At 64.8% G+C, this 18724-nt stretch carries 16 protein-coding genes, 1 tRNA gene and 1 pseudogene; 10 read left to right on the forward strand and 8 right to left on the reverse strand.

Features of this window, described 5'->3' with window-relative positions; genetic code table 11:
• Positions 1-131: 131 nt before the first annotated feature.
• The 6 genes and pseudogenes from ABIB56_RS11970 to ABIB56_RS11995 form a co-directional block, all read left to right on the forward strand.
• Positions 132-341 (forward strand): hypothetical protein, encoded by a 210-nt coding sequence (locus ABIB56_RS11970; protein WP_354569444.1) that lies wholly within the window; start codon positions 132-134, stop codon positions 339-341.
• Complete coding sequence (locus ABIB56_RS11975) at positions 325-2490, forward strand: type IV secretory system conjugative DNA transfer family protein (RefSeq protein WP_354569445.1); 2166 nt, start codon at positions 325-327, stop codon at positions 2488-2490. Before ABIB56_RS11970 ends, ABIB56_RS11975 begins: the two co-directional genes overlap by 17 nt.
• A 210-nt stretch (positions 2491-2700) precedes the next feature.
• Positions 2701-3540 carry a replication-relaxation family protein gene (locus ABIB56_RS11980; RefSeq protein ID WP_354569446.1) on the forward strand — a complete coding sequence of 280 codons (840 nt, stop codon included), beginning with the start codon at positions 2701-2703 and terminating at the stop codon, positions 3538-3540.
• The gene (locus ABIB56_RS11985) at positions 3537-3851 is read left to right on the forward strand and encodes a hypothetical protein (RefSeq protein WP_354569447.1); all 315 of its coding nucleotides are present in this window, start codon (positions 3537-3539) and stop codon (positions 3849-3851) included. Before ABIB56_RS11980 ends, ABIB56_RS11985 begins: the two co-directional genes overlap by 4 nt.
• A complete protein-coding gene (locus tag ABIB56_RS11990) occupies positions 3844-4680 on the forward strand; it encodes a hypothetical protein (protein ID WP_354569448.1) in 837 nt (278 codons plus the stop codon). Before ABIB56_RS11985 ends, ABIB56_RS11990 begins: the two co-directional genes overlap by 8 nt.
• Before the next feature lie 294 nt (positions 4681-4974).
• A pseudogene (locus ABIB56_RS11995) lies at positions 4975-5943 on the forward strand (recombinase family protein); the annotation flags it as partial.
• Positions 5944-6249: 306 nt separating this feature from the next.
• Here ABIB56_RS11995 and ABIB56_RS12000 read toward each other — a convergent pair.
• The 5 genes from ABIB56_RS12000 to galU all read right to left on the reverse strand — a co-directional run bounded on the left by ABIB56_RS12000 (position 6250) and on the right by galU (position 9528).
• On the reverse strand, positions 6250-6717 hold the full coding sequence (locus ABIB56_RS12000; RefSeq protein WP_354569449.1) for a hypothetical protein: 468 nt from the start codon (positions 6715-6717) through the stop codon (positions 6250-6252).
• A 106-nt stretch (positions 6718-6823) separates the two neighbouring features.
• Positions 6824-6899, reverse strand: a tRNA-Ala gene (locus ABIB56_RS12005).
• A 47-nt stretch (positions 6900-6946) separates the two neighbouring features.
• Positions 6947-7915: a hypothetical protein gene (locus ABIB56_RS12010; protein ID WP_354569450.1), complete on the reverse strand. Its 969-nt coding sequence runs from the start codon at positions 7913-7915 to the stop codon at positions 6947-6949.
• A 38-nt stretch (positions 7916-7953) separates the two neighbouring features.
• Positions 7954-8610: a GNAT family N-acetyltransferase gene (locus tag ABIB56_RS12015; protein WP_354569451.1), complete on the reverse strand. Its 657-nt coding sequence runs from the start codon at positions 8608-8610 to the stop codon at positions 7954-7956.
• Between the two features lie 21 nt (positions 8611-8631).
• The gene (galU, locus tag ABIB56_RS12020; RefSeq protein ID WP_354569452.1) at positions 8632-9528 is read right to left on the reverse strand and encodes a UTP--glucose-1-phosphate uridylyltransferase GalU; all 897 of its coding nucleotides are present in this window, start codon (positions 9526-9528) and stop codon (positions 8632-8634) included.
• An 87-nt stretch (positions 9529-9615) separates the two neighbouring features.
• On the opposite strand from galU, the gene ABIB56_RS12025 reads away from it, so the two are divergent.
• From ABIB56_RS12025 to mscL, 3 genes are read left to right on the forward strand one after another with little or no spacing between them, the layout of a single operon-like run.
• On the forward strand, positions 9616-10194 hold the full coding sequence (locus tag ABIB56_RS12025; protein WP_354569453.1) for a 5-formyltetrahydrofolate cyclo-ligase: 579 nt from the start codon (positions 9616-9618) through the stop codon (positions 10192-10194).
• Between the two features lie 25 nt (positions 10195-10219).
• The gene (locus ABIB56_RS12030) at positions 10220-10588 is read left to right on the forward strand and encodes an FmdB family zinc ribbon protein (RefSeq protein ID WP_354569454.1); all 369 of its coding nucleotides are present in this window, start codon (positions 10220-10222) and stop codon (positions 10586-10588) included.
• Positions 10589-10615: 27 nt separating this feature from the next.
• Positions 10616-11086 (forward strand): large conductance mechanosensitive channel protein MscL, encoded by a 471-nt coding sequence (mscL, locus tag ABIB56_RS12035; RefSeq protein ID WP_354569468.1) that lies wholly within the window; start codon positions 10616-10618, stop codon positions 11084-11086.
• Between the two features lie 282 nt (positions 11087-11368).
• Here the strand turns inward: mscL and ABIB56_RS12040 are convergent, their stop codons facing one another.
• Entirely contained in the window at positions 11369-15130 is a 3762-nt protein-coding gene (locus ABIB56_RS12040; RefSeq protein WP_502917595.1) for an AAA family ATPase, read from the reverse strand.
• A gap of 106 nt (positions 15131-15236) precedes the next feature.
• Between ABIB56_RS12040 and ABIB56_RS12045 the strand changes: the two genes are divergently transcribed.
• A complete protein-coding gene (locus tag ABIB56_RS12045; RefSeq protein WP_354569455.1) occupies positions 15237-16511 on the forward strand; it encodes a coiled-coil domain-containing protein in 1275 nt (424 codons plus the stop codon).
• Here the strand turns inward: ABIB56_RS12045 and ABIB56_RS12050 are convergent.
• Both ABIB56_RS12050 and ABIB56_RS12055 read right to left on the reverse strand, forming a co-directional pair.
• Positions 16508-17734 carry an aspartate aminotransferase type Ic gene (locus ABIB56_RS12050; protein ID WP_354569456.1) on the reverse strand — a complete coding sequence of 409 codons (1227 nt, stop codon included), beginning with the start codon at positions 17732-17734 and terminating at the stop codon, positions 16508-16510. The two genes, ABIB56_RS12045 and ABIB56_RS12050, sit on opposite strands and share 4 nt — an antisense overlap.
• A gap of 28 nt (positions 17735-17762) precedes the next feature.
• Positions 17763-18674 (reverse strand): aldose 1-epimerase family protein, encoded by a 912-nt coding sequence (locus ABIB56_RS12055; RefSeq protein WP_354569457.1) that lies wholly within the window; start codon positions 18672-18674, stop codon positions 17763-17765.
• Positions 18675-18724: the final 50 nt, after the last annotated feature.

Here is an 18724-nt window from a genome sequence, read left to right on the forward strand (position 1 = left end):
CAACAACACTTGACAGTCCGCCCGAATCAGTTCATAACGGGCCTCCCGTACCACGGGAACGTCAGTACGACCACTCCCGACCGAGCGAAAGGAAGTCGCCAGGAGCAAATCCGAAAGGAGGTTGCACAGTCATGAGTAGAACTAATCGCCGCTACAGGAAGCGCGAAGGCCGCAAGGTCTGGGTCTTCAGCGAACTGCGTGAGAGCCCCGATCAGCACTTGCTGGGCGACGCGCTGATCCAGCATTCGCTTGAGCAAGCGCAGCTGGAGATCGAAGCGCGTCGGGAGCATCAGCTCATCGATCGGAGCGCAGAGGAGGTAGACCATGACGCCTCCTTGTAACGCGAAGATTCCACCGACGTTCCTGCGCTTGCACCTGCCATCGCCGCTCAACGCCGACAGTGTTGGTGAACTGCTGGCGAGGCTTGCACAGCCGGACGCACCTATCCCGCTCATCCTCGAAACGCGCGCGACCGATGACGGAGTCGCTTATCTCGTCGGCGTTCATCCCTTCGCCACCGAACACTTGAAGCGCCTGCTCGGGGATCTTGTACCCGGCATCCGCAGTGCGGTGACTCGACCCGGCGATCGGGGGCGGGCGGAGGCCGGTGGCCACATCGGCGCCCATCCACCCGGCTTGCCGATCCGTGTCGACAATGCCGAAACGACCGTCCGCGCGATCTACTCGGCGTTCGGTGCTCGCCGACCCGGCGAAACAATCGTGGTGCAAGTGATCATCGGCCTGGGCCACCCGCCACGCGCACTGCCGACGAAAGTTGCCGACCCGAGCGCGCCACTGTGGAAGTCGCTGAGCCACGGCACACAACCGGCACCCGCCGAGATGCGCTCGCGGATGAAAGCGACTGCCGAGCAACCAAACCTCGACGTGAGCATCCGTATCGGCGCCAATGCACCGACTCCCGAAAGACGCAAACGCCTCGTCACCGAGCTCGTCGGCGCTATGGCAACCGCACAAAGTCCGGGCGTCCGACTGCAACTCATCCGGGAAGACATCCAGCGACTCAACGACGCGGTAATCCCGTCACGCTGGCCGATGCGCGTATCGCCTGCCGAACTTCTGCCACTGATCGCATGGCCTATCGGCGAGCATGAACTTCCCGGGCTTCCAGCCCATCACCCCCGACTCGTACCCGCACCAGCAGCCCTCTCGACCACCGAGAACGTCTTCGCCACCGCGAACGCTCCGGGCGACACACGCCTCATCGGCATTCGGACGCCCGGACGAATGCAACACCTGGTGGTGACCGGCCCCACCGGCTCCGGCAAGTCAATGGTCTTCGCATCACTGATCGCGCAGGACATCACCGCAGGGCGACGCCTTGTGTTGGTCGACCCGAAACGCCAACTCGTTGACTTCATTTCAGAACGGGTACCGCCGGAGCTGGCCGACCGGGTCGTCATCATCGATGCCGCAGACGAGAACCCCGTCGGCTTCAATCCGCTCGATGCCGTGGGACGCAACAAGGATGTTGTCATCGATGGGATCTTGAGCGCATTCAAGGCTGTGTTCGAGGACGGGTGGGGACCACGCACGGAAGACCTATTGCACGCTGGTCTGCTGTCGCTCGCAACCGCGGGCGAGACACGGGGCGAGCCCTATACGCTGCTCGATCTATCTAGGCTGCTCACCGACGCTCCTTTCCGCCGTGAAGTGATCGGAGCGATAGCCGGCGACCAGACGTTGGCTTCGTTCTGGGCCGGCTTCGAGGAGCTGTCTCCGGGAGCCAGAGCGCAAATCATCGCCGCACCCATGAACAAGCTGCGCAAGTTCGTACTCCGCAAGAACCTGGCCGCCGTCCTCGGACAACCTCGCCCACGGTTTAGGTTGCGGGACGTCTTTCGCGACGGCAAGGCGGTGCTCGTACCCCTGAACGACGCCCTGCTCGGGCCGGGTGCCGCGCAGCTACTTGGCAGCCTGGTCGTTGCCGAGCTGTGGATGGCAACGCTGGAACGTGCAGCCGAGACCCGTCCGCTGGATCGCCCTGCCGCGATCTATATCGATGAGGTGCAGCAGTTCCTGCACCTGCCGACTTCTATCGCCGATGCGCTGGCCACCTCGCGCTCCTACGGTGTGAGCTGGAATCTGGCGCACCAGTTCCGTGATCAACTGCCCGCCCAGATGCGTGCGGCCTTCGACGCGAATGCGCGGAACAAGGTCGTGTTTGGGCTCGGACCGGACGATGCGCGCGACTTGGCGAGGATGGCACCTGGGCTGGTGGCCGAAGACTTTATGGCGTTGAAGCCGTACGACATCTACGCAAACGTCGTGGACGACGGGGCACCGGCAGGCTGGTTCTCCGCCCGCACCCTCGCCCCGACAGGCTCCCTCCATGACGGACACATCGTGCGTCAGATGAGTCGAGACCAGTGGGGCCAAGTGAGCAAGGCCGAACCACTTTCTGCGCCCGAATCGGACGGCATACCCATCGAGGCCGTTCCCGTGGTGAGTCGGAAGGCGAGGCGATCATGAACGTCTTCGCTTCCCGAAACGCTCGCTTGACCGCTGTTGCTGTGTGTCCGGTCGGCTGTCCGGTCGCTATTCCGTCCACGACGATGAACACCGCCCAACAGAGGCCAACCTGTGCGGCTCGAGGCTCGAACTGGGATGGGACTCTCCCTGTTCCCAGGGATCACTTTCCCACCCCTGTGGAGGCTAAGCCCACCTGGTCTGGAGGTCGTCATGAATAGCTCGTGGACTCCTTACAAGACCGAGATGCTCCTTCAACTGCTCACTGATCGAGATCTGGCCCTCCTGCAAGACATCGAGCAGTTCCGGCTATTGAGCACTCGGCAGATCCAACGCCTGCACTTCGCCATTGGGCATGCAACCATCTCAGCCGCAACGCGCGGCACCGTCCGAGTCCTCGGACGCCTCGAGGATCGCGGGTTCCTCGTCCGGCTGGAACGTCGCATCGGTGGGATCAAGCACGGCTCCTCAGGCAACGTCTGGCAACTCTCCGCCACCGGCGAGAGACTCCTCCGAGCCCTGCGAGGCGACGGTGCCCGGCGACGCTTCGTCGAACCCGGGGCACCGTTCACGGATCACACTCTTGAGGTCGCCGATCTCGCCGTGCGGCTGCGTGAAGCGGCACGCGATGGGCGCTTCGATCTGCTGGAACTCGACGCCGAACCCGAGTGCTGGCGCGATTTCACCGCCAGCCACGGCGGACCACTATGGCTGAAACCCGACCTGTATGTGGTCACCGCGAACGCCGCAGTCGAAGAGCACGCCTTCGTCGAAGTCGACAGGGGCACGGAGCACATGCCCGCGATCCTGCGCAAGTGCGCCGTCTACCAGCGCTACTTCCAGACCGGGGCCGAGCAGCACCGGCAGGGCATCTTCCCGGCCATCGTCTGGGTCGTGCCCAGCGAGCAACGAGCAACGAAACTCCGTGCCAGCATCCGCGATGACCCGACCCTGACCGACAACCTGTTCCGGGTCACCAGCGCCCAAAACGCCGTCGCGATGCTCACACCACGAGACGAACAACCAGTAACCGAAAGGAGGAATCACTCATGAACCATCAATTAGGAACTACACGAGCGGCGCGTATAGCGCCAGACCAGTCGATCCGAGCACGGCAGCACATCAACGCCGCCCTAGCCGAGGCTGGCATCGAGCTGATCGATCCCGCGACCGCCCGGATCATTGCCGCCACCGTGCATGGCGGATTCGGCACCGCGCTCTGCACTTTCGCCGCGACCGGCATCCTGCGAGGGGATGCGGCACTCGCGGAGTTGCGAGCAGTCCCGTCGACCGACCTTCCACAGACATGGCGTGAAGCCTTCACCAAGTTCGTGATCGCAGACAGAGGCAACAGTCATGACTGACCTCACCCCCGAAACAAACCCTCTCGGCAAGCACAAGGCCGAACTGCCGGACCCCGACAACCCAAACCTCGAAGCAGGCAAGCCCGAGAACGGTGACGCGCTTCTTGAAACCATTGAGGGCGGCATCGAGGATGCCCGTGAACGTCGCGGCGACATCACCGAGCACACCGCCCGCGCCATCGCCCGGGCAATTGCCAACGCGTTCGGCGATGAGGGTCACACCTTGGATGAGTTCGCCCGCACCGGCTCGGGAAGCCGCGCCTCCCTCAGCGAGGAGTACTTGGACGTCTACAACGACCCAACCACACCGGCTCAGGTACGCACGTGGATCGACTGGTTTGGCACCTACCTGGTGATGCGCGACTTCCCCGACACAAGCCGCCAGTACATGGGCTCCGGCCCTGACCCCGACCTATCCAGACTGCTCATCCCCGAGTGGCCCAAACTCGGCGAGGACCGCGAACTCATCTACGTGCCGGCCACGAAGTCGGGCGACGACATCCATGAACTAGCGGTGGCGCTGGCAGCCCTCATTGAGAGGCACGGCGATGCCCTGCGCGCGTTCCTGCGGCTGCGCGATGTCGATGCCAGCAGCCCGAACCTGATCGAGAGCTTCGAGCAGACCTTCTGCGGCACCTACCTCGACATGGAGGATGTCGTCCTGAATGTCACCGAGATGTCCGACTGGGAAACCGACCTTCAGCATTGGGCGATGGAACGTGGCATCGCCGGAGCCATCTATATCGACCGTGCCGCCATCGAGGAACAGACCCGCGAGGTCTACGACATCTTCGAGCTGGAGGGACGCTGCTATGTCTTCTACCGCTAGAGCCACGCCGCACACAGGACTACAGACTGCGCCAACGGGGGTGTTCTCCGTGGGCAGACAGAAGTTGTTGCGGAATGGTCAACACCCGCGGAAATCCGGGCCTCACGAGGTAAAATTAAGGGGTAAACGGAGACCCGCGCCTATGGCTCATCTAGCCCCGGCTCCGCGCCCGAGCCGCTCACACAGCGGGGCGCAACCCCAACCCTCTCGCTCCCAGTTCGCGCAGTTAGCCGCGCCTGGAAGCGTCTCGCCTCTGAGGGCAACTCCCCTCAACTGTCACCTGTGGAGTTCAGCATGAGCATCGCCGAAACCGACCAGAGCACTATCGAGGCGTTCGTCCCGCACGTCCTAACCGCGCAGCCTCGGCACATCGCCCCCGTCGAGGTCCAAGAAGAAGTGATCGACGTTAGCGACGGGGCAAGGGCAGCCGATGCAGAACCGGGGACCCGGGCCGTCATCTACCTGCGCGTCTCATCCAAGGGGCAGGTCAACACCGACTACGACCCCGAGGGCATCTCCATCCCGGCACAACGCATCTCGTGCGAGAAGAAGGCCGACCAACTGGGCCTCACCATCATCCACGAATACATCGAGCCGGGTCGATCTGCGACCGAGATGACGAAGCGCATCGCCTTCCAAGAGATGCTGGCGCGAGTGCGGCGCGAGAAAGACATCGACTACATCATCGTGTACAAGTTGTCTCGCTTTGCCCGGAACCGCAACGACGACGCCATTGTCATGGCCGACCTCACCAAGCGCGGCGTGGGACTGATCAGCGCCACCGAGTCGATCGATGAGACACCGGTCGGGCAACTCATGCACGGCATCCTCGCAGCCTTCAATGAGTACCGCTCCCGCGAGGACGGCGCAGACATCGCGTACAAGATGGGACAAAAAGCCAAGAACGGCGGCACCCTCGGGCGAGCACCCATCGGGTACCTCAACACCATCGAAAGGTTCGAAGGCCGCGAAGTGAGATCCGTCAGCATCGACGAACAACGAGCACCCTTCGTCAAGTTGGCCTTCGAGCTTTACGCATCCGGCGACCACACCCTCGACGACATCGCGTCAGAGCTCACCGACCGCGGCCTAGTCACCCGAGGAAATGTGCGCCGAGCGCCCGGCCCGGTATCGATCAACAAAGTCGCCCAGATGCTGCGCGACCGCTACTACTTGGGGAAAGTGGCATTCAAAGGAGAAGAGTATGACGGACGCCACCCCGCGCTCATCGACGAGGAACTCTTCGACCGCGTTCAGTCGCTACTGGAGACGCGGGCGATCTCGGGCGAACGGCGTCGTGTGCATTCGCACTACCTCAAGGGCACGCTCTATTGCGGCCGATGCCGACTCGAGGACGGGGCAATCAAGAGACTCATTCTGCAGCGAGCAGTGGGCCGTCGAGGCAACGAGTACTTCTACTTCTTCTGCATCGGCGCACAAGACCACAGCTGCGACGCCCCGTACTCCAACGTCGACAGGGTCGAGGAAGCAATCGAGGATCACTACAAGACCATCCGATTCAGCCCGGCGTTCATCGCCGTGATGCGAGCCGGGATGGAATCAGCGCTTTCAGACACCGAGGCCGCGCAAAGGCTCCTTCGCAAGCAGCTTGAGGATCAGCTGGTCAACCTCGACACCAAGGAAGAGAACCTGCTCGACCTCGCCGCAGACGGCACACTGCCGCAAGGCAAGATCCGTGCTCGTCTCGCCGACATCGGACGACAACGCGAAAAGCTCCGCGCTGATCTCAACACGGTGGTCGACGACCTCAGCGAGGGAGCCGAGTTCCTCCAAGCCAACCTTCGACTGCTCGAAGATCCACACGCCCTCTACATGGGCGCTAGTGACGAGATACGGCGCAAGCTCAATCAAGCGATCTTCAAGCACATCTTCGTGGCCAACGAAGAAGTCGTCGGAGACGAGATCAACAGCCCGCTGGCAGAACTTCTCGCCGCCCAACACGGCTTCCGCGCCCGCGAAGCGGGACTGAGCACGAGCGACTCCCTCGACCAGGCGCTCGCTGAACTGGTACGACATTCCGCACCAACGACTAAAGCCACCCCGAAAGGTGGCTTTAGTACGGTGACCGTAGAAGACCTACTCACCGGCATCGACGCGGACGCCGATTCTAGTAAGCCTTCTATGGTGGACCCTAGGAGATTCGAACTCCTGACCTCCTCGATGCGAACGAGGCGCGCTACCAACTGCGCCAAGGGCCCATAGTGCGTAGCCACGCTATCAGGTTTCGGAAAGCCGTTTGTGCCGCTCAGCTCGCAGCGGCGATGCGACGCCGACGCAGCACCGCGTCGAGATCCGTCTTGCCTGCCTGCGGCTCGTCGATGAAACCCATCGCCGCGAAGCGGCTTGGCGCTGCGGTCGCGAAGCGGCTCGGAGCTGCGGTCGCGACACCGCTCGACGCAGCGGCCACAGGACGGATCGGCGTGACCTCCGGCTCCTGGTGCGCCCTCCGCAGAGCCTCCTCGGCATCAGCGGTCGCCTGGCGCAGTTCGGCCGCAGCCTCCAGGGAAGCGATCACCGCGCGCTCGACCTGGGGCCTGGTCATATACAGCGGCTTCGGCACCGCAACCGGGGTCCAGGTGGTCTGTACAGGAGCCTGTGGAACGGGCACGCTGATGGACTGCTTCTTCACGACCACGGCCGGGCGGGTGCGCAGGCTGCGGGCAAGTTCTGCACGCGCCGTGCTGACAGCCGCCATCTGACCGAGCATCGTGAAGGCGCCGACGGTGACGATCAGGCCCGCGGCGACCAGCGCCCAGCTGCCGACGGCCATGAACTGTGCAACACCAATGCCGGAGGCGACGAGCGCCACAAGGAGGAAGATCGATGTGATTACGCGGGAGCGGCGCAGCCTGCGCGAGGCAGACGAGCCGACGGCGACATCCGCGGCGATGGCCGGCTGGGTCTCGGCGAGGCGACGGGCCGCCTCGCGAGCCAGCGCGGCAGCCTGTGCCTCGGCGACGGCGACGGCGCGCTGCTGCTCCTTTCGGAGCACACGTTCCTGCAGTGCGGCGCTGCGGGCGGATGTCTCGGCCCTCACCTGGTCAGGAACCTCGGCGGTCTCCGCCATGATGCGGAGCGTCTGTTGAAGGCGCACGGCGTTGCGTTCGGTCGCGAGGTACTCGCGGCGTCGCAGCCAGGTTGGTACGAGATAGACGAGCCAGAGCAGCGCGGCGAGAGCGATGATCACGCTCGATCCGATGCCCTCGACTCCCATACCCATACGTTACGAGTGCCGGGTGCTTTCGCGTCCGATTAGCGGGGGTGTGTTCCCGGCAGCAGCGCGGCGTCCCTGTCCGCCTGCGGCACGGTTCCCGCGCCGACGGGAACCCTGCCCTCGTGCCAGCGACGCAGCGCGCCGAAGGGTAGTTCCTCCGCGGTCAGGGCAAAGCAGAAGTGGTCGCGCCAGTCCCCGTTGATGTGGATGTAGCGCCGCCGAAGCCCTTCGTAGCGAAACCCCAGCTTTTCGACGACCCGCAGTGACGGAGCATTCTCCGGGCGGATGCAGATCTCGATCCGGTGCATTCCCACCTGGAAGAAGCAGTAGTCGCTGGCCAGGGCGACAGCCGTCGGTGTGAGACCCAGGCCCGCGAAACGTTCGGAGACCCAGTAGCCAATCGACGCCGACGAGAGCGACCCATAGGTGATGCCCGACACATTCAACTGTCCGGCGAAGTCACCGTCGTATTCGATCGCAAATGGCAGCCCGAAACCGGCACGCGCGTTCGACTGCAGGCTGCGGATGCTGGCCCGCACATCGAAACTGAGCGCGCCGTACGGATTGGTCGCCTCCCACTTGCGCAACCAGCCGCGGTTGTCGAGCAACTCGCGCTCAAGGACGCGGGCGTCTTTCAACCGGATCGCGCGAATCGTTACCCTGCCATCGTTCAGGGAAGGGATCGCGGTCGCCACGCTGCCTAGTCTAGAGCCCGGTTATTCCTCGAGATTCTTCGCGAAGTTCTTCAGCCACGGTCGAAGATCGGGTCCGAGATCGTCTCTGTCGACAGCCAACTGCACGATCGCTTTGATGTAGTCGAGGCGATCGCCGGTGTCGTAACGACGACCGCGGAAGACGACACCGTAGACGCCCCCGGCGATGCCCTCGTTCGCGGCGAGAGTCTGCAGGGCATCCGTCAGCTGGATCTCCCCGCCCTTGCCCGGTGGCGTGTGCTCCAGGATGTCGAAGATCTGCGGCTGCAGCACATAGCGGCCGATGATGGCGTAATTCGACGGTGCATCTGCCACCGACGGCTTCTCCACCAGACCGGTGATGCGCACGACGTCCTCCTCGTCTGTCTTCTCCACCGTCGCGATGCCGTAGAGATGAGTCAGCTTGGGGTCGACCTCGAGGAGAGCGACGATCGTTGCATTGCGCTTTCCCTGCTCCTCGATCATGCGGGAGAGCAGCACATCGCGGGCATCGATGATGTCGTCACCGAGCAGCACGGCGAATGGCTCGTTGCCCACGTGCATCTTGGCGCGGAGCACCGCGTGGCCGAGGCCTTTGGGGTCGCCCTGGCGCACATAGTGCACCTCGGCGAGGTCCGTGGCGTAGTTGACCTTCCTCAGCCGATCGATGTCGCCCTTCTGAAGCAGTGTCGCCTCGAGCTCGCCCACGCGGTCGAAGTGATTCTCCAGCGCATTCTTGTTGCGGCCGGTGATCATCAGTACGTCGGTGAGTCCGGCGGCCACAGCCTCCTCCACCACGTACTGGATGGCCGGCTTGTCTACCACTGGAAGCATCTCTTTCGGCATCGCTTTGGTGGCTGGAAGGAATCGGGTACCGAGACCCGCTGCGGGTATGACTGCTTTGGTTATCTGGAACGACATGCCCTAAGAGTACCTATCCCTCGTTACCGGGGGGTTAACAGAGCTGTATGCCCCAGACCACCGAACTCGCGCCCGTAGAATGTCTGCATGAGCGGCGACCCGAGCCACCAGAAGCGAGCGCTTCGAGCCGAACTCCGAGAGCGCCGACGCATCATGACCGCGCGCGAACGGGAACTCGCCACCGACCAGCTGAGCCTCCATCTGCAGGATCTTGCTACGAGCCTGCACGTCACCTCGATCGCGGCCTACCTCTCGACAGCCGAGGAGCCGAACATCCGGCCGTTCCTCAACTGGGCTGAGGCCAAGGGCATCCGTATCCTCTTTCCCGTCTCTCGTGACGACGGCCTGCTCGACTGGACCGTCGGTGACGGTGAGACGGAGGTCACGGGTCTCTTCGGCATGCTGGAGCCGATCGGCGAGTTGCTCGGTCCGATCGCGATCAACGACGTCGACCTGATCGTCGTGCCCGCGGCATCCGTCGATCGCACCGGGATGCGCATGGGCTGGGGTCGCGGGTACTTCGATCGCACCCTCGGATCGATGGAGAAGTGCCCGCCGGTCTATGCTGTGATCTTCGACCGGGAGTTGGTCGATTCCGTGCCCAGCGAGGTGCACGACAAACGCGTCAATGGTGTTGTGACACCGAGCGCGATCACCAGCTTCTAATTTCCTCACCGCACAAAGGACTCCCGTGCCCACCTATTCGTACCGCTGCGCGAACTGCGACTACGCCTTCGACCAGTACCAGGCGTTCACTGACGACTCGCTCTCTGTCTGCCCGAACTGCGGTGAGCCGAAGCTCCGCAAGGTATTCAACTCCATCGGCGTCACTTTCAACGGTTCTGGTTTCTATCGTACGGATGCCCGTGCCGACGCCTCAGCGGCCAAGTCGAAGTCGAACGCCGACTCGTCGTCGAAATCGAAAGAGTCCTCGTCGAGCGACTCATCATCGAAGTCGGACTCGAAGCCGTCGACCAGCGAATCCAAGCCCTCCACCTCCCCTGCGGCGAAACCGGCAGCGGTATCGTCGAGCCCCAAGACCGGATCCACCGGTTCGTAGTCTCAGCCGAAAGGAGTGCCTGCAGTGTTGAAGGGATTTAAGGAGTTCATCCTCCGCGGGAACGTCATCGATCTGGCTGTCGCCGTGGTCATCGGCGCCGCATTCACCGGTATTGTCAACGCCATCGTCGGCAGCGTCATTAACCCGGCCATCGGAGCCCTCTTCAACGCGAAGGATCTCGAGACGGCACTGCCGGTCCCCATTCCCACGACCAGCGGCGATACGGCGACCCTCTACTTCGGTGCGGTGATCGCAGCGGTCATCCAATTTCTGCTGGTCGCGCTCGTGGTCTACTTCGCCCTCATCGTGCCGATCAGCTACCTCAAGAAGCTCGCTTTCGAACGCCAGAAGAAGGAGGAGGATGCTACGCCGGCCGATGTGCCTCCGACCGAAACCGAGCTTCTCATCCAGATTCGCGACCTCCTCGCCGGCCGCCCGTCGCCCGAGGGTGACCACACACTGCCGGAGGGGCCGTCGGGCAAGCACGCCGACGCCTAGCGATCCTTTTCGCCGCAAGTCGGGTCATTGCGGCCCGCCGGGGTCACCACGTTGGCCCGGATCGGCCGCATTGACCCGTTTTCGTGGGCGCGGACAGCACGAGCGGAAGCGGTCAGCCCCAGTGCGGCGGCTTGTCCTGTTTGAGACGCTCGTCGTTTTCGGTCTCGACGTGCCGCGGCGGCTCTTTCGGGGGCGTCGGATCGCTGCCAGGAGCGGCTTCCGTGGTGATGCGCGGGCGCGGTCGATCGCGCGGGCGCGGTGCTGCGTGGTCCGCCATAAGTGCTACGCCTGTTGCGTCGAGATCACCGGGATGGGTTCGGTGATGGGGGCTGTGTCGAGACCGAGCATGGTCACGATGCGATCGGCCACGGCATCCGGCTCACTGAAGAGTTCGAAGGCATGCACCCGGAGGTAGTGCCAGCCGAGGCGGCGCAGCATCTCGGGGCGCAGGCGCAGCGACTCGCGAAGGCTGGTTCCCTGCAGCACGGTGTCGGTCTCGATGGTGAGACACATGCCGTGGTGCGAGGCGACGAGTCCCAGCTTTCCGCGGTGGCCGAGGGCTACACGGAGCCCGCGTGAGCTGAGGCGACGGGCCAGATCTACGAGCATGGGCTCGCTGTCGTCCGGGATCGCCTCGATCGCGTTGCGCGCGCTGACATCGGTGAGGATCTCAGCCAGGGCGACAGCGCCGAACTGCATGCGGTTCTCGTCGATGTCGTCGGCCTCGAAACAGGTGACGATCACCATGGAGCGTCGCGCACGCGTCATAGCTACGGCCAGCAGTCGCTCGCCACCGGGCCTGCCGAGTGCGCCGAAATCGGAGAGCACGCGACCGTGAGGGGTACGACCGTAGCCGATAGAGAAGATGACCCGGTCACGGCTCTGCGCAACTGCCTGCTCGATCGTCATCACGGCGAAAGGCTCAGGGCGGTCGCCGAGCACGAACTCGCTGAGTTCCGCACGGCCGACGGATGCCCGCAGCACCGCCTGCTGCACACGGACGGCATGCTTAGCACTCGCGGTGATGATCATCAGCGACTCGTGCGGGCGGCTCGTCGCATGCTCGATCACCAGTTCGACGGCGCGATTGACCTCGGCATCGACACTCTCGACCCCGCCGGACTCCGGGTCGGGCATGCCTGAGCCGTCTTCGAGGAAGTCGAGACGAATGCTGTTGTGCCCGAGGAAGCTGCCCGCCCAGGGGAATGACTCGATCTTGCCGGCATAGAAACGACGGTTGACAAGTTCCGCAAGGTCTTCGCCACCGGCGCGATAGCTGCGCGTGAGGGCGAGCGTCGGCAGAAGGGTGCCGAGCCTGGCCAGGGCGGATTCGGCGTGCAATCCGTCGAGCGTCTCCGCCACGACCTCCGGCTCCTCGGCCTCGGTCGCGGCCAGCGCGATGGTGAAAGGGGCGGGCGTCTGGGTGACCGGGTCGCCGAACGCCACGGTCTGCTTGCCGCGGCGGATCGCTCCGACGTTCTCGGCGAGAGTGGTCGCCCCGGCGTCCACCAGGACCACCGTGTCGAAGTGCAGGGTGTCGGTGATCTGAGCGACCTCGTACGGCGAGGCCAGCCACACCGGCGCGATCGTGCGCGAGAGGTGAGGGGCCGCCTCCTGCAGGTCACGGGCGTCGAGGTGCTCACCGCGCAGGGCGCGCTTCAGAGCCGCAGCCTCATCCGGCCAGTCGACGAGTCCGATACTCCAGTTTTCGGCCAGCTGCCAGGAGAGCAATTGCGCACTGCCGGCGGCATGCGCCTCGTCGACGAGACGGAAGTCGGCCTCGAGGCGATCGAGCACGGAGGTGTTGGCGTTCAGGAGCGCGCGATCGGATTCCAGCATCGACTCGAGGGCCGACTGCCACCAGGCAAGTTCGAGTTCTGCAGCGACCTGGCTCTCCGGCACGTGACGGGAGGCGAGATCTTCGAGCAGCGGGTCGAGCTGCAGGTCGCGCAGCGTGGTGCGCAGTTGCGCACGCTCCTGCAGGTTGTGCAGCACGTCCGACTCGGCCGCGAGTGCCTCGACCCGATCGAGCAGCAAATGGATCGGCATGTAGACCAGCTGGGTCTCCCGCGTCGCGGCGCCGAGCGGCTCGTCGAGCGAGGTGAGGTCCTGGGCCACATGCTGGTAGGCGACCTGCACGTCGGCGATACCGACCGGCACCTCGGGGGTCACGCCGGCGACGACGAAACGCTGCCAGAGGATGCGCTGCTGCTGAATACGCGTGAGTGCCTCGTTGATGTCGCCGATGTGCACGCCGGGGCGCACATACTCACGGGCAAGTCTCTTGAGACGACGACGATTAGACGACGACATCTCTGGCGAATCCTTGCGCGAGGAGGTCGCCGCGATCAGTTCGCTGAGTGAGCGGTCGAAGACCACCGGCTGAAACTTGTCGAGGGTATCGCGGATATCCACGAGCAGGCGCAGATAGATGCCCAGCTCGTTGACGGTCTCGAATGGACGCATGCGAGTACCGGCGATGAGCTCGTTCGCCCGCTGCAGCAGGCGAGGCAGCTCCGTGTGGTGTAGCTGCTGCGCGATGCCGTGGGCGCGGGTCGCCGCCTCGCTGGTCGCAAAAATCGCTCCGTACCACGGCGAGTCGCCAGGTCCGTACTTGAATTCACCGAGGTTCGCGGCCTCGACCATCGCGGTCGCTGCTCCCGCGCGGTCGCCCGCCATCAGCCTGACGGAATCGCGGGACAGCCGGGCAGTGGTCGCCGGCGGCGACGGCAACAGCGCGAGCCGTGACAGCTCGGTGAGGCAGTCCAGCACGGAGACGCGCAGCTCCGAGTCCTGCCGTGCAACCGCACCGCGGTAGTCGAGCAGCACCTTACGCAGGCGGATCAGCGCGTCATCCACCTCGCCGACCTGTGGTGCCCTGGCCTTCTCGTCGCGGCTGATCGAGCGGATGACATCCCGGCGGAGCGTGGACGGCGAGACCGCAAGACCGCTGAGCCCGATGTCACCGAACCGCTGGGCGATGCCCGAGAGCGACGAGCGACGAGCGCTCACCACCAGCACCCGCTTGTTCTGGCCGACGAGGGCACCGAGTGCGTTGACGATGGTCTGTGTGGCACCGGTTCCCGGAAGCGTCTTCACGACGACGGAGTTGCCCGCGGCGATCTGGGCGATCACGTTCTCCTGCTCAGCGTCGGCGTCGAGGAGGAGGGTGTCAGTCTCTGGGGTGCGCTGGTCGGGGTTCTTCGGATCGACGGGCGCGTAGCTCTCCTCGACAGTCCACTTCGCCGAGGGATTGCCGGCGAGAGCGTCGAGGATGGGATGCTCAAGTTCGGCGGTGTCCGCGTGCATGGCCGTCGCCACATCCGCGAAGGACGACACGACGAGCCGCGGCAGCACGTTGAACCAGTCGAGATGCGAAGTGAGGCCGCGGAGGCGGTCGATGACCGGGTTGGGCTTGAAGGATCCGTCTTCCTCGGCGAGCGCTACGAAAGCCTGCGCGTCGAGTTCGATGTCGAACTGCGCCTGCAGCGCTCTCGCGAGTTCAGAGTTGAGGAACGGCGAGCCCTTGAGCTTCACCTCGAAGTCGCTGCCGTAGCGGCGGATGGCGAGAGGCCGCAGCAGAATGGGAGCACGGTAGTCGACACCGTCATGCTGCCACTCGGCAATACCGATACCGAGGTGGATGGAGTCGATGCCGCGCGCGGTCGCCAGCTCGAGGCCTTTGGCGGCGATCTCACCGGCGGAGAACTTGGCGGCGCGCAGGGCGAGATCGTCACGGATCAGGTTGGAGAGCAGCGTGGACTTGCCAGTGATGAACTGGGCGAGGCCGCCGGGATGGGTAGCCCCCAACTCGATACGGGTGCGCGGGGCATCCACGAAATGCAACAGGGAGGAACGGCCTCCGACAGCAGCGAGTTCGGCGCGCCAACTCGCCCATGTCGGTTCTGCCACGTTGGAAGGCGTGTAACTCGGGTCACCGAGGCTCAACGCATGCGGGGCTGTCACCTGCTTCTCCGCTCTGGCATGCCGATCTTCCGGCTCCTCGAAGAAGTCGTCGTCCTGGGTTCTATTGGCGCGCCACACAGGGACACCTTAAGCGTGTAGCCCCCGAAATCAGGGGAGATGCCGGGGAGTTTCGCTGTTCGGATCTGTCAGGAAGATCGGCAGGCGGCGATCGTAGGATACCGGCATGGCCTTCACGAGCATCCAGGGGGCGCCGTCCGACCTCATCCCGGCCGTAACGACGGCGGCTGTCACCGTCCTGGTGATCATCGTGGCGATCGTGATCGTCGTCGGCGCCGTGCTGGCCCGACGTCGTGGCAGGGGGCAGGCGACCCGCACCGACGACAGTGCGAAACGTGCCAACATCCTGCTGGTACGACTCGACGATTCGCTCAAGCGCAATGACGACGAGCTCGGTTTCGCGGTCGCCCAGTTCGGCGAAGAGCGGGCGCGAGAGTTCGACGGCGCGGTTGCCGACGGCAAGAAGAACCTCGCGGAGGCCTTTCGTCTCAAGCAGCAACTCGACGATGCCTACCCCGACACCGAGGCGCAGGTGCGCGAGTGGACCGCCCGCATCGTGCACCTCTGCGAGTCGAGCCTCGACAGTCTCGATCGACAGTCGTCGGCCTTTGGACGGCTCCGCTCGCTCGAATCCAATGCACCAGCCGACCTTCTGGCTGTTCGAGAGCTGGTGACCGCCACATCGTCGAGGTTGCCGGTCGCAACCGCGACGCTCGAACGACTCTCCGCGGAGTACACCGAACACCTGCTCGCAACGGTTGTCGGCACTGTCGCCGAAGCGCAGTCACTGTTGGCCGTGGCATCCACGAAAGCAGACGATGCCGAGCGGGGTCTCCGCGGGGCGAGCGACGTGACGGCGCTGCTGCAGGATGCCCGTTCCGACGCGCAGCACGCGGCCCAGCTGCTTGACACAGTCGACAACCTGGACACATCCTTCGCCGAGTCGTCTGCCAGACTCCAGCGATTGGCCGCGGACAGCCGGCGCGATCTGGTCGAAGCCCGGGGCTCAAGAGACAGCGCGCCCGACCCGGATTCCGGCGCGGCGATCGGTGCGGCGGTGAGCGGGGTGGAGGGCACGCTCGCATCGCTCGACACGGCTGACCCCGCGGCATCCATCGACAGGTTGCAGTCGTCGATCGGCGCGCTGGATACGGCGCTGGCGAGTGCTCGCAACCAGGCCCAGCGGCTCGAACACGCACGCACCGCGCTCGGCGGGGCACTCCTCACCGCGCGAAGCCAGATCGCCACGACCAAGGACTTCGTGGCCGGTCGGCGCGGCGGAGTAGGAGCGGACGCGCGCACCAGGCTGGCAGAGGCCGAACGATTGCTCGCAATCGCGGAGGCGGAGGCCGATCCCGTGACGGCGCTCGATACCGCCCGCAGTTCAGCGACCTACTCGCGCGACGCGGATGCCCTCGCGCGCTACGACGTGCTGCACTAAGCCGCGGCAGCCAGTAGCACGCAGGTGCAGAGCGCGTCGATGGCGGCCTCGAGCTCAGTCTGGGATGGGAATGTCGGGGCGATACGGATGTTCGCGTCATCCGGGTCGTCGCGATAGGGATAGGTCGAACCTGCGGGAGTGACCGCCACACCGATCTCGCCGGCGAGCGCGATCGCCCTGGACGCTGTTCCCTTCGGAACGTCGAGGCTCACGAAGTAACCACCGGTGGGCCTCGACCAGGTGGCCACGCCGGAGAGCCGCCGCTCGAGGATCTCGAGCACGGCGGCGAAACGGGGTTCGATGATGGCGCGGTGGGCGCTCATGTGACGGCGCACTCCATCCGTGCTCCGCAGCAGCCGCAGGTGGCGGAGTTGGTTGAGCTTGTCGGGGCCGATGGTCTGCACAGAGCTTCGCTGACGGAACCACGCGACGTTGTTCGGAGAGGCGCCGAAGAAGGCGACGCCGGAGCCCGGGTAGGTGATCTTGGAGGTCGAGGCAAAGACGAGTGGGCGATCCGGATGCCCGGCTCGCGCCGCCGCGGAGAGCACGTCGATCACCGGCGGCTCGTCATCGGTGAGGTGGTGCACGGCGTAGGCGTTGTCCCAGAACAGTCGGAAGTCGACAGCGGCCGCCTCCATTCCGACGAGCGCCTCAGTCTCCTCCACCGTGTAGACGATGCCGGTGGGGTTGGAGTACATCGGCACACACCACATACCGCGGATGCCAGAGTCCTCGGCTACGAGGCGCCTGATCGTCTCGAGATCGAGTCGGCCATCGACGAAGGGGACGGGGATCATCCGGATGCCGAACGCCTCGCAGATCGCGAAATGCCTGTCGTAGCCGGGCACAGGGCAGAGGACAGCGAGGTTCTCGACATCCCGCCACGGACCGCTGCCGCCGGGGACCCCGTGCAGTAGCGCATGCACGACGACGTCGTGCATGGTCGACAGGCTGGCGTTGCCGAGAGCAAGCAGCTGCGCCGTCGGGATCTCGAGAAGTTCGCCGAAGATGGCGCGCAGCTCAGGTAACCCATCCGGTCCGCCGTAGTTGCGCAAATCGGTGCCAGAGGCATCGCGATAATCGCCTACACCCGGGAGTTCGAGCAGGGCGTTCGAGAGATCGAGCTGCTCCGGTGACGGCTTGCCGCGGGTCAGGTCGAGCGACAGTTTCTGCGCTCGGAGTTCGTCATACCGCTGCTCGAGTTCTGCCCTGGTTGCGTCCACCAGACAAAACTAGCGCGCCTACCCCGCCTCAGATCGCGTGGATGCTCCAGCCGGCGGAAGCCGACTCCCCCGGCTGGATGACCAGCAGGTCGGTACCGGAGTTGAAGGCGTCCGGAGGGCAGGTCATCGGTTCCACTGCGAGTCCGATGCGGCTCGGCTCGGGAGCGGGGCGGTCGGCCGTGTGCACCTGCACCCACGGGCAGTCGGTGCCCCACGACATCCCGACGCCGGTGCCTGCCATGCTCAGTACGCGCACGGACGCGAGGCCGTTCTCGTTCCGGGTGATGTCGGTGAAGGCATGGTCGATGAAGGTGTCGGCGATGGTGCGGGAGGAGCGGAAATCGAACTCGCCGCCCTCGACGGTGTCGAGGTCGAGGGGGATCAGCCGGTCCGCGGTCACGGTGAGGACGCTGCTCGCCGGGAGTTCGAGTGCCCAGTCGTCGACGTGACCGTCGCCCGCGACGAGGTAGGGATGGGGTCCAGTGCCGAAAGGGGCCGCCAGCGCTCCGGTGTTGAGCGCCGACACCGACCAGTGGAGTCCACCGTCGTCGAGACGGAATTCGATGCGCAGCTCGAGACGGAACGGATACCCGACCTGAGCCTCCACGGTGGCACCGAGCACCAGGCGGTCAGCGCTCTCCTCCAGCGCCGAGAAGTCGAGCCACCCGGCGAGCCCGTGCAGTGCGTGATGGCGCGATGGTTCGGTAAGGCTCAGCTGGTAGTCCGTACCGTCGAAGGAATAGGTCCCATCCACGACCCGGTTCGGCCACGGCGCGAGGGTGGCTCCTCGGAAAGCTGGACGCACCTCAGCCGCGTTGAAAGGGACGACGAGGCGGCGCCCGTCGAAGGTCAACTCCCTGAGCGAAGCACCGACACTCGCGACCGTCGCACGATAGCTGCCGGATTCCAGACGGTACTGTCGGCCACTCAGATCGGTCATCGCGATGCTCTCCTCGGTTCGAATGCGGCTCTGACGTTACCGCACCGCCC

The sequence above is a fragment of the Glaciihabitans sp. UYNi722 genome (assembly GCF_040549465.1).
In the GTDB taxonomy this organism is placed as follows: Bacteria; Actinomycetota; Actinomycetes; order Actinomycetales; family Microbacteriaceae; genus Lacisediminihabitans.

Bases quoted from the DNA above. Each gene is read 5' to 3' on its own strand.
- ABIB56_RS11970 (WP_354569444.1), top strand. From the start codon at position 132: ATGAGTAGAACTAATCGCCGCTACAGGAAGCGCGAAGGCCGCAAGGTC.
- ABIB56_RS11975 (WP_354569445.1), top strand. From the start codon at position 325: ATGACGCCTCCTTGTAACGCGAAGATTCCACCGACGTTCCTGCGCTTG.
- ABIB56_RS11980 (WP_354569446.1), top strand. From the start codon at position 2,701: ATGAATAGCTCGTGGACTCCTTACAAGACCGAGATGCTCCTTCAACTG.
- ABIB56_RS11985 (WP_354569447.1), top strand. From the start codon at position 3,537: ATGAACCATCAATTAGGAACTACACGAGCGGCGCGTATAGCGCCAGAC.
- ABIB56_RS11990 (WP_354569448.1), top strand. From the start codon at position 3,844: ATGACTGACCTCACCCCCGAAACAAACCCTCTCGGCAAGCACAAGGCC.
- ABIB56_RS12000 (WP_354569449.1), bottom strand. From the start codon at position 6,717: ATGTCGTACCAGTTCAGCGAGCGCCTGGTCGAGGGAGTCGCTCGTGCT.
- ABIB56_RS12010 (WP_354569450.1), bottom strand. From the start codon at position 7,915: ATGGGAGTCGAGGGCATCGGATCGAGCGTGATCATCGCTCTCGCCGCG.
- galU (WP_354569452.1), bottom strand. From the start codon at position 9,528: ATGTCGTTCCAGATAACCAAAGCAGTCATACCCGCAGCGGGTCTCGGT.
- ABIB56_RS12025 (WP_354569453.1), top strand. From the start codon at position 9,616: ATGAGCGGCGACCCGAGCCACCAGAAGCGAGCGCTTCGAGCCGAACTC.
- ABIB56_RS12045 (WP_354569455.1), top strand. From the start codon at position 15,237: ATGGCCTTCACGAGCATCCAGGGGGCGCCGTCCGACCTCATCCCGGCC.
- ABIB56_RS12055 (WP_354569457.1), bottom strand. From the start codon at position 18,674: ATGACCGATCTGAGTGGCCGACAGTACCGTCTGGAATCCGGCAGCTAT.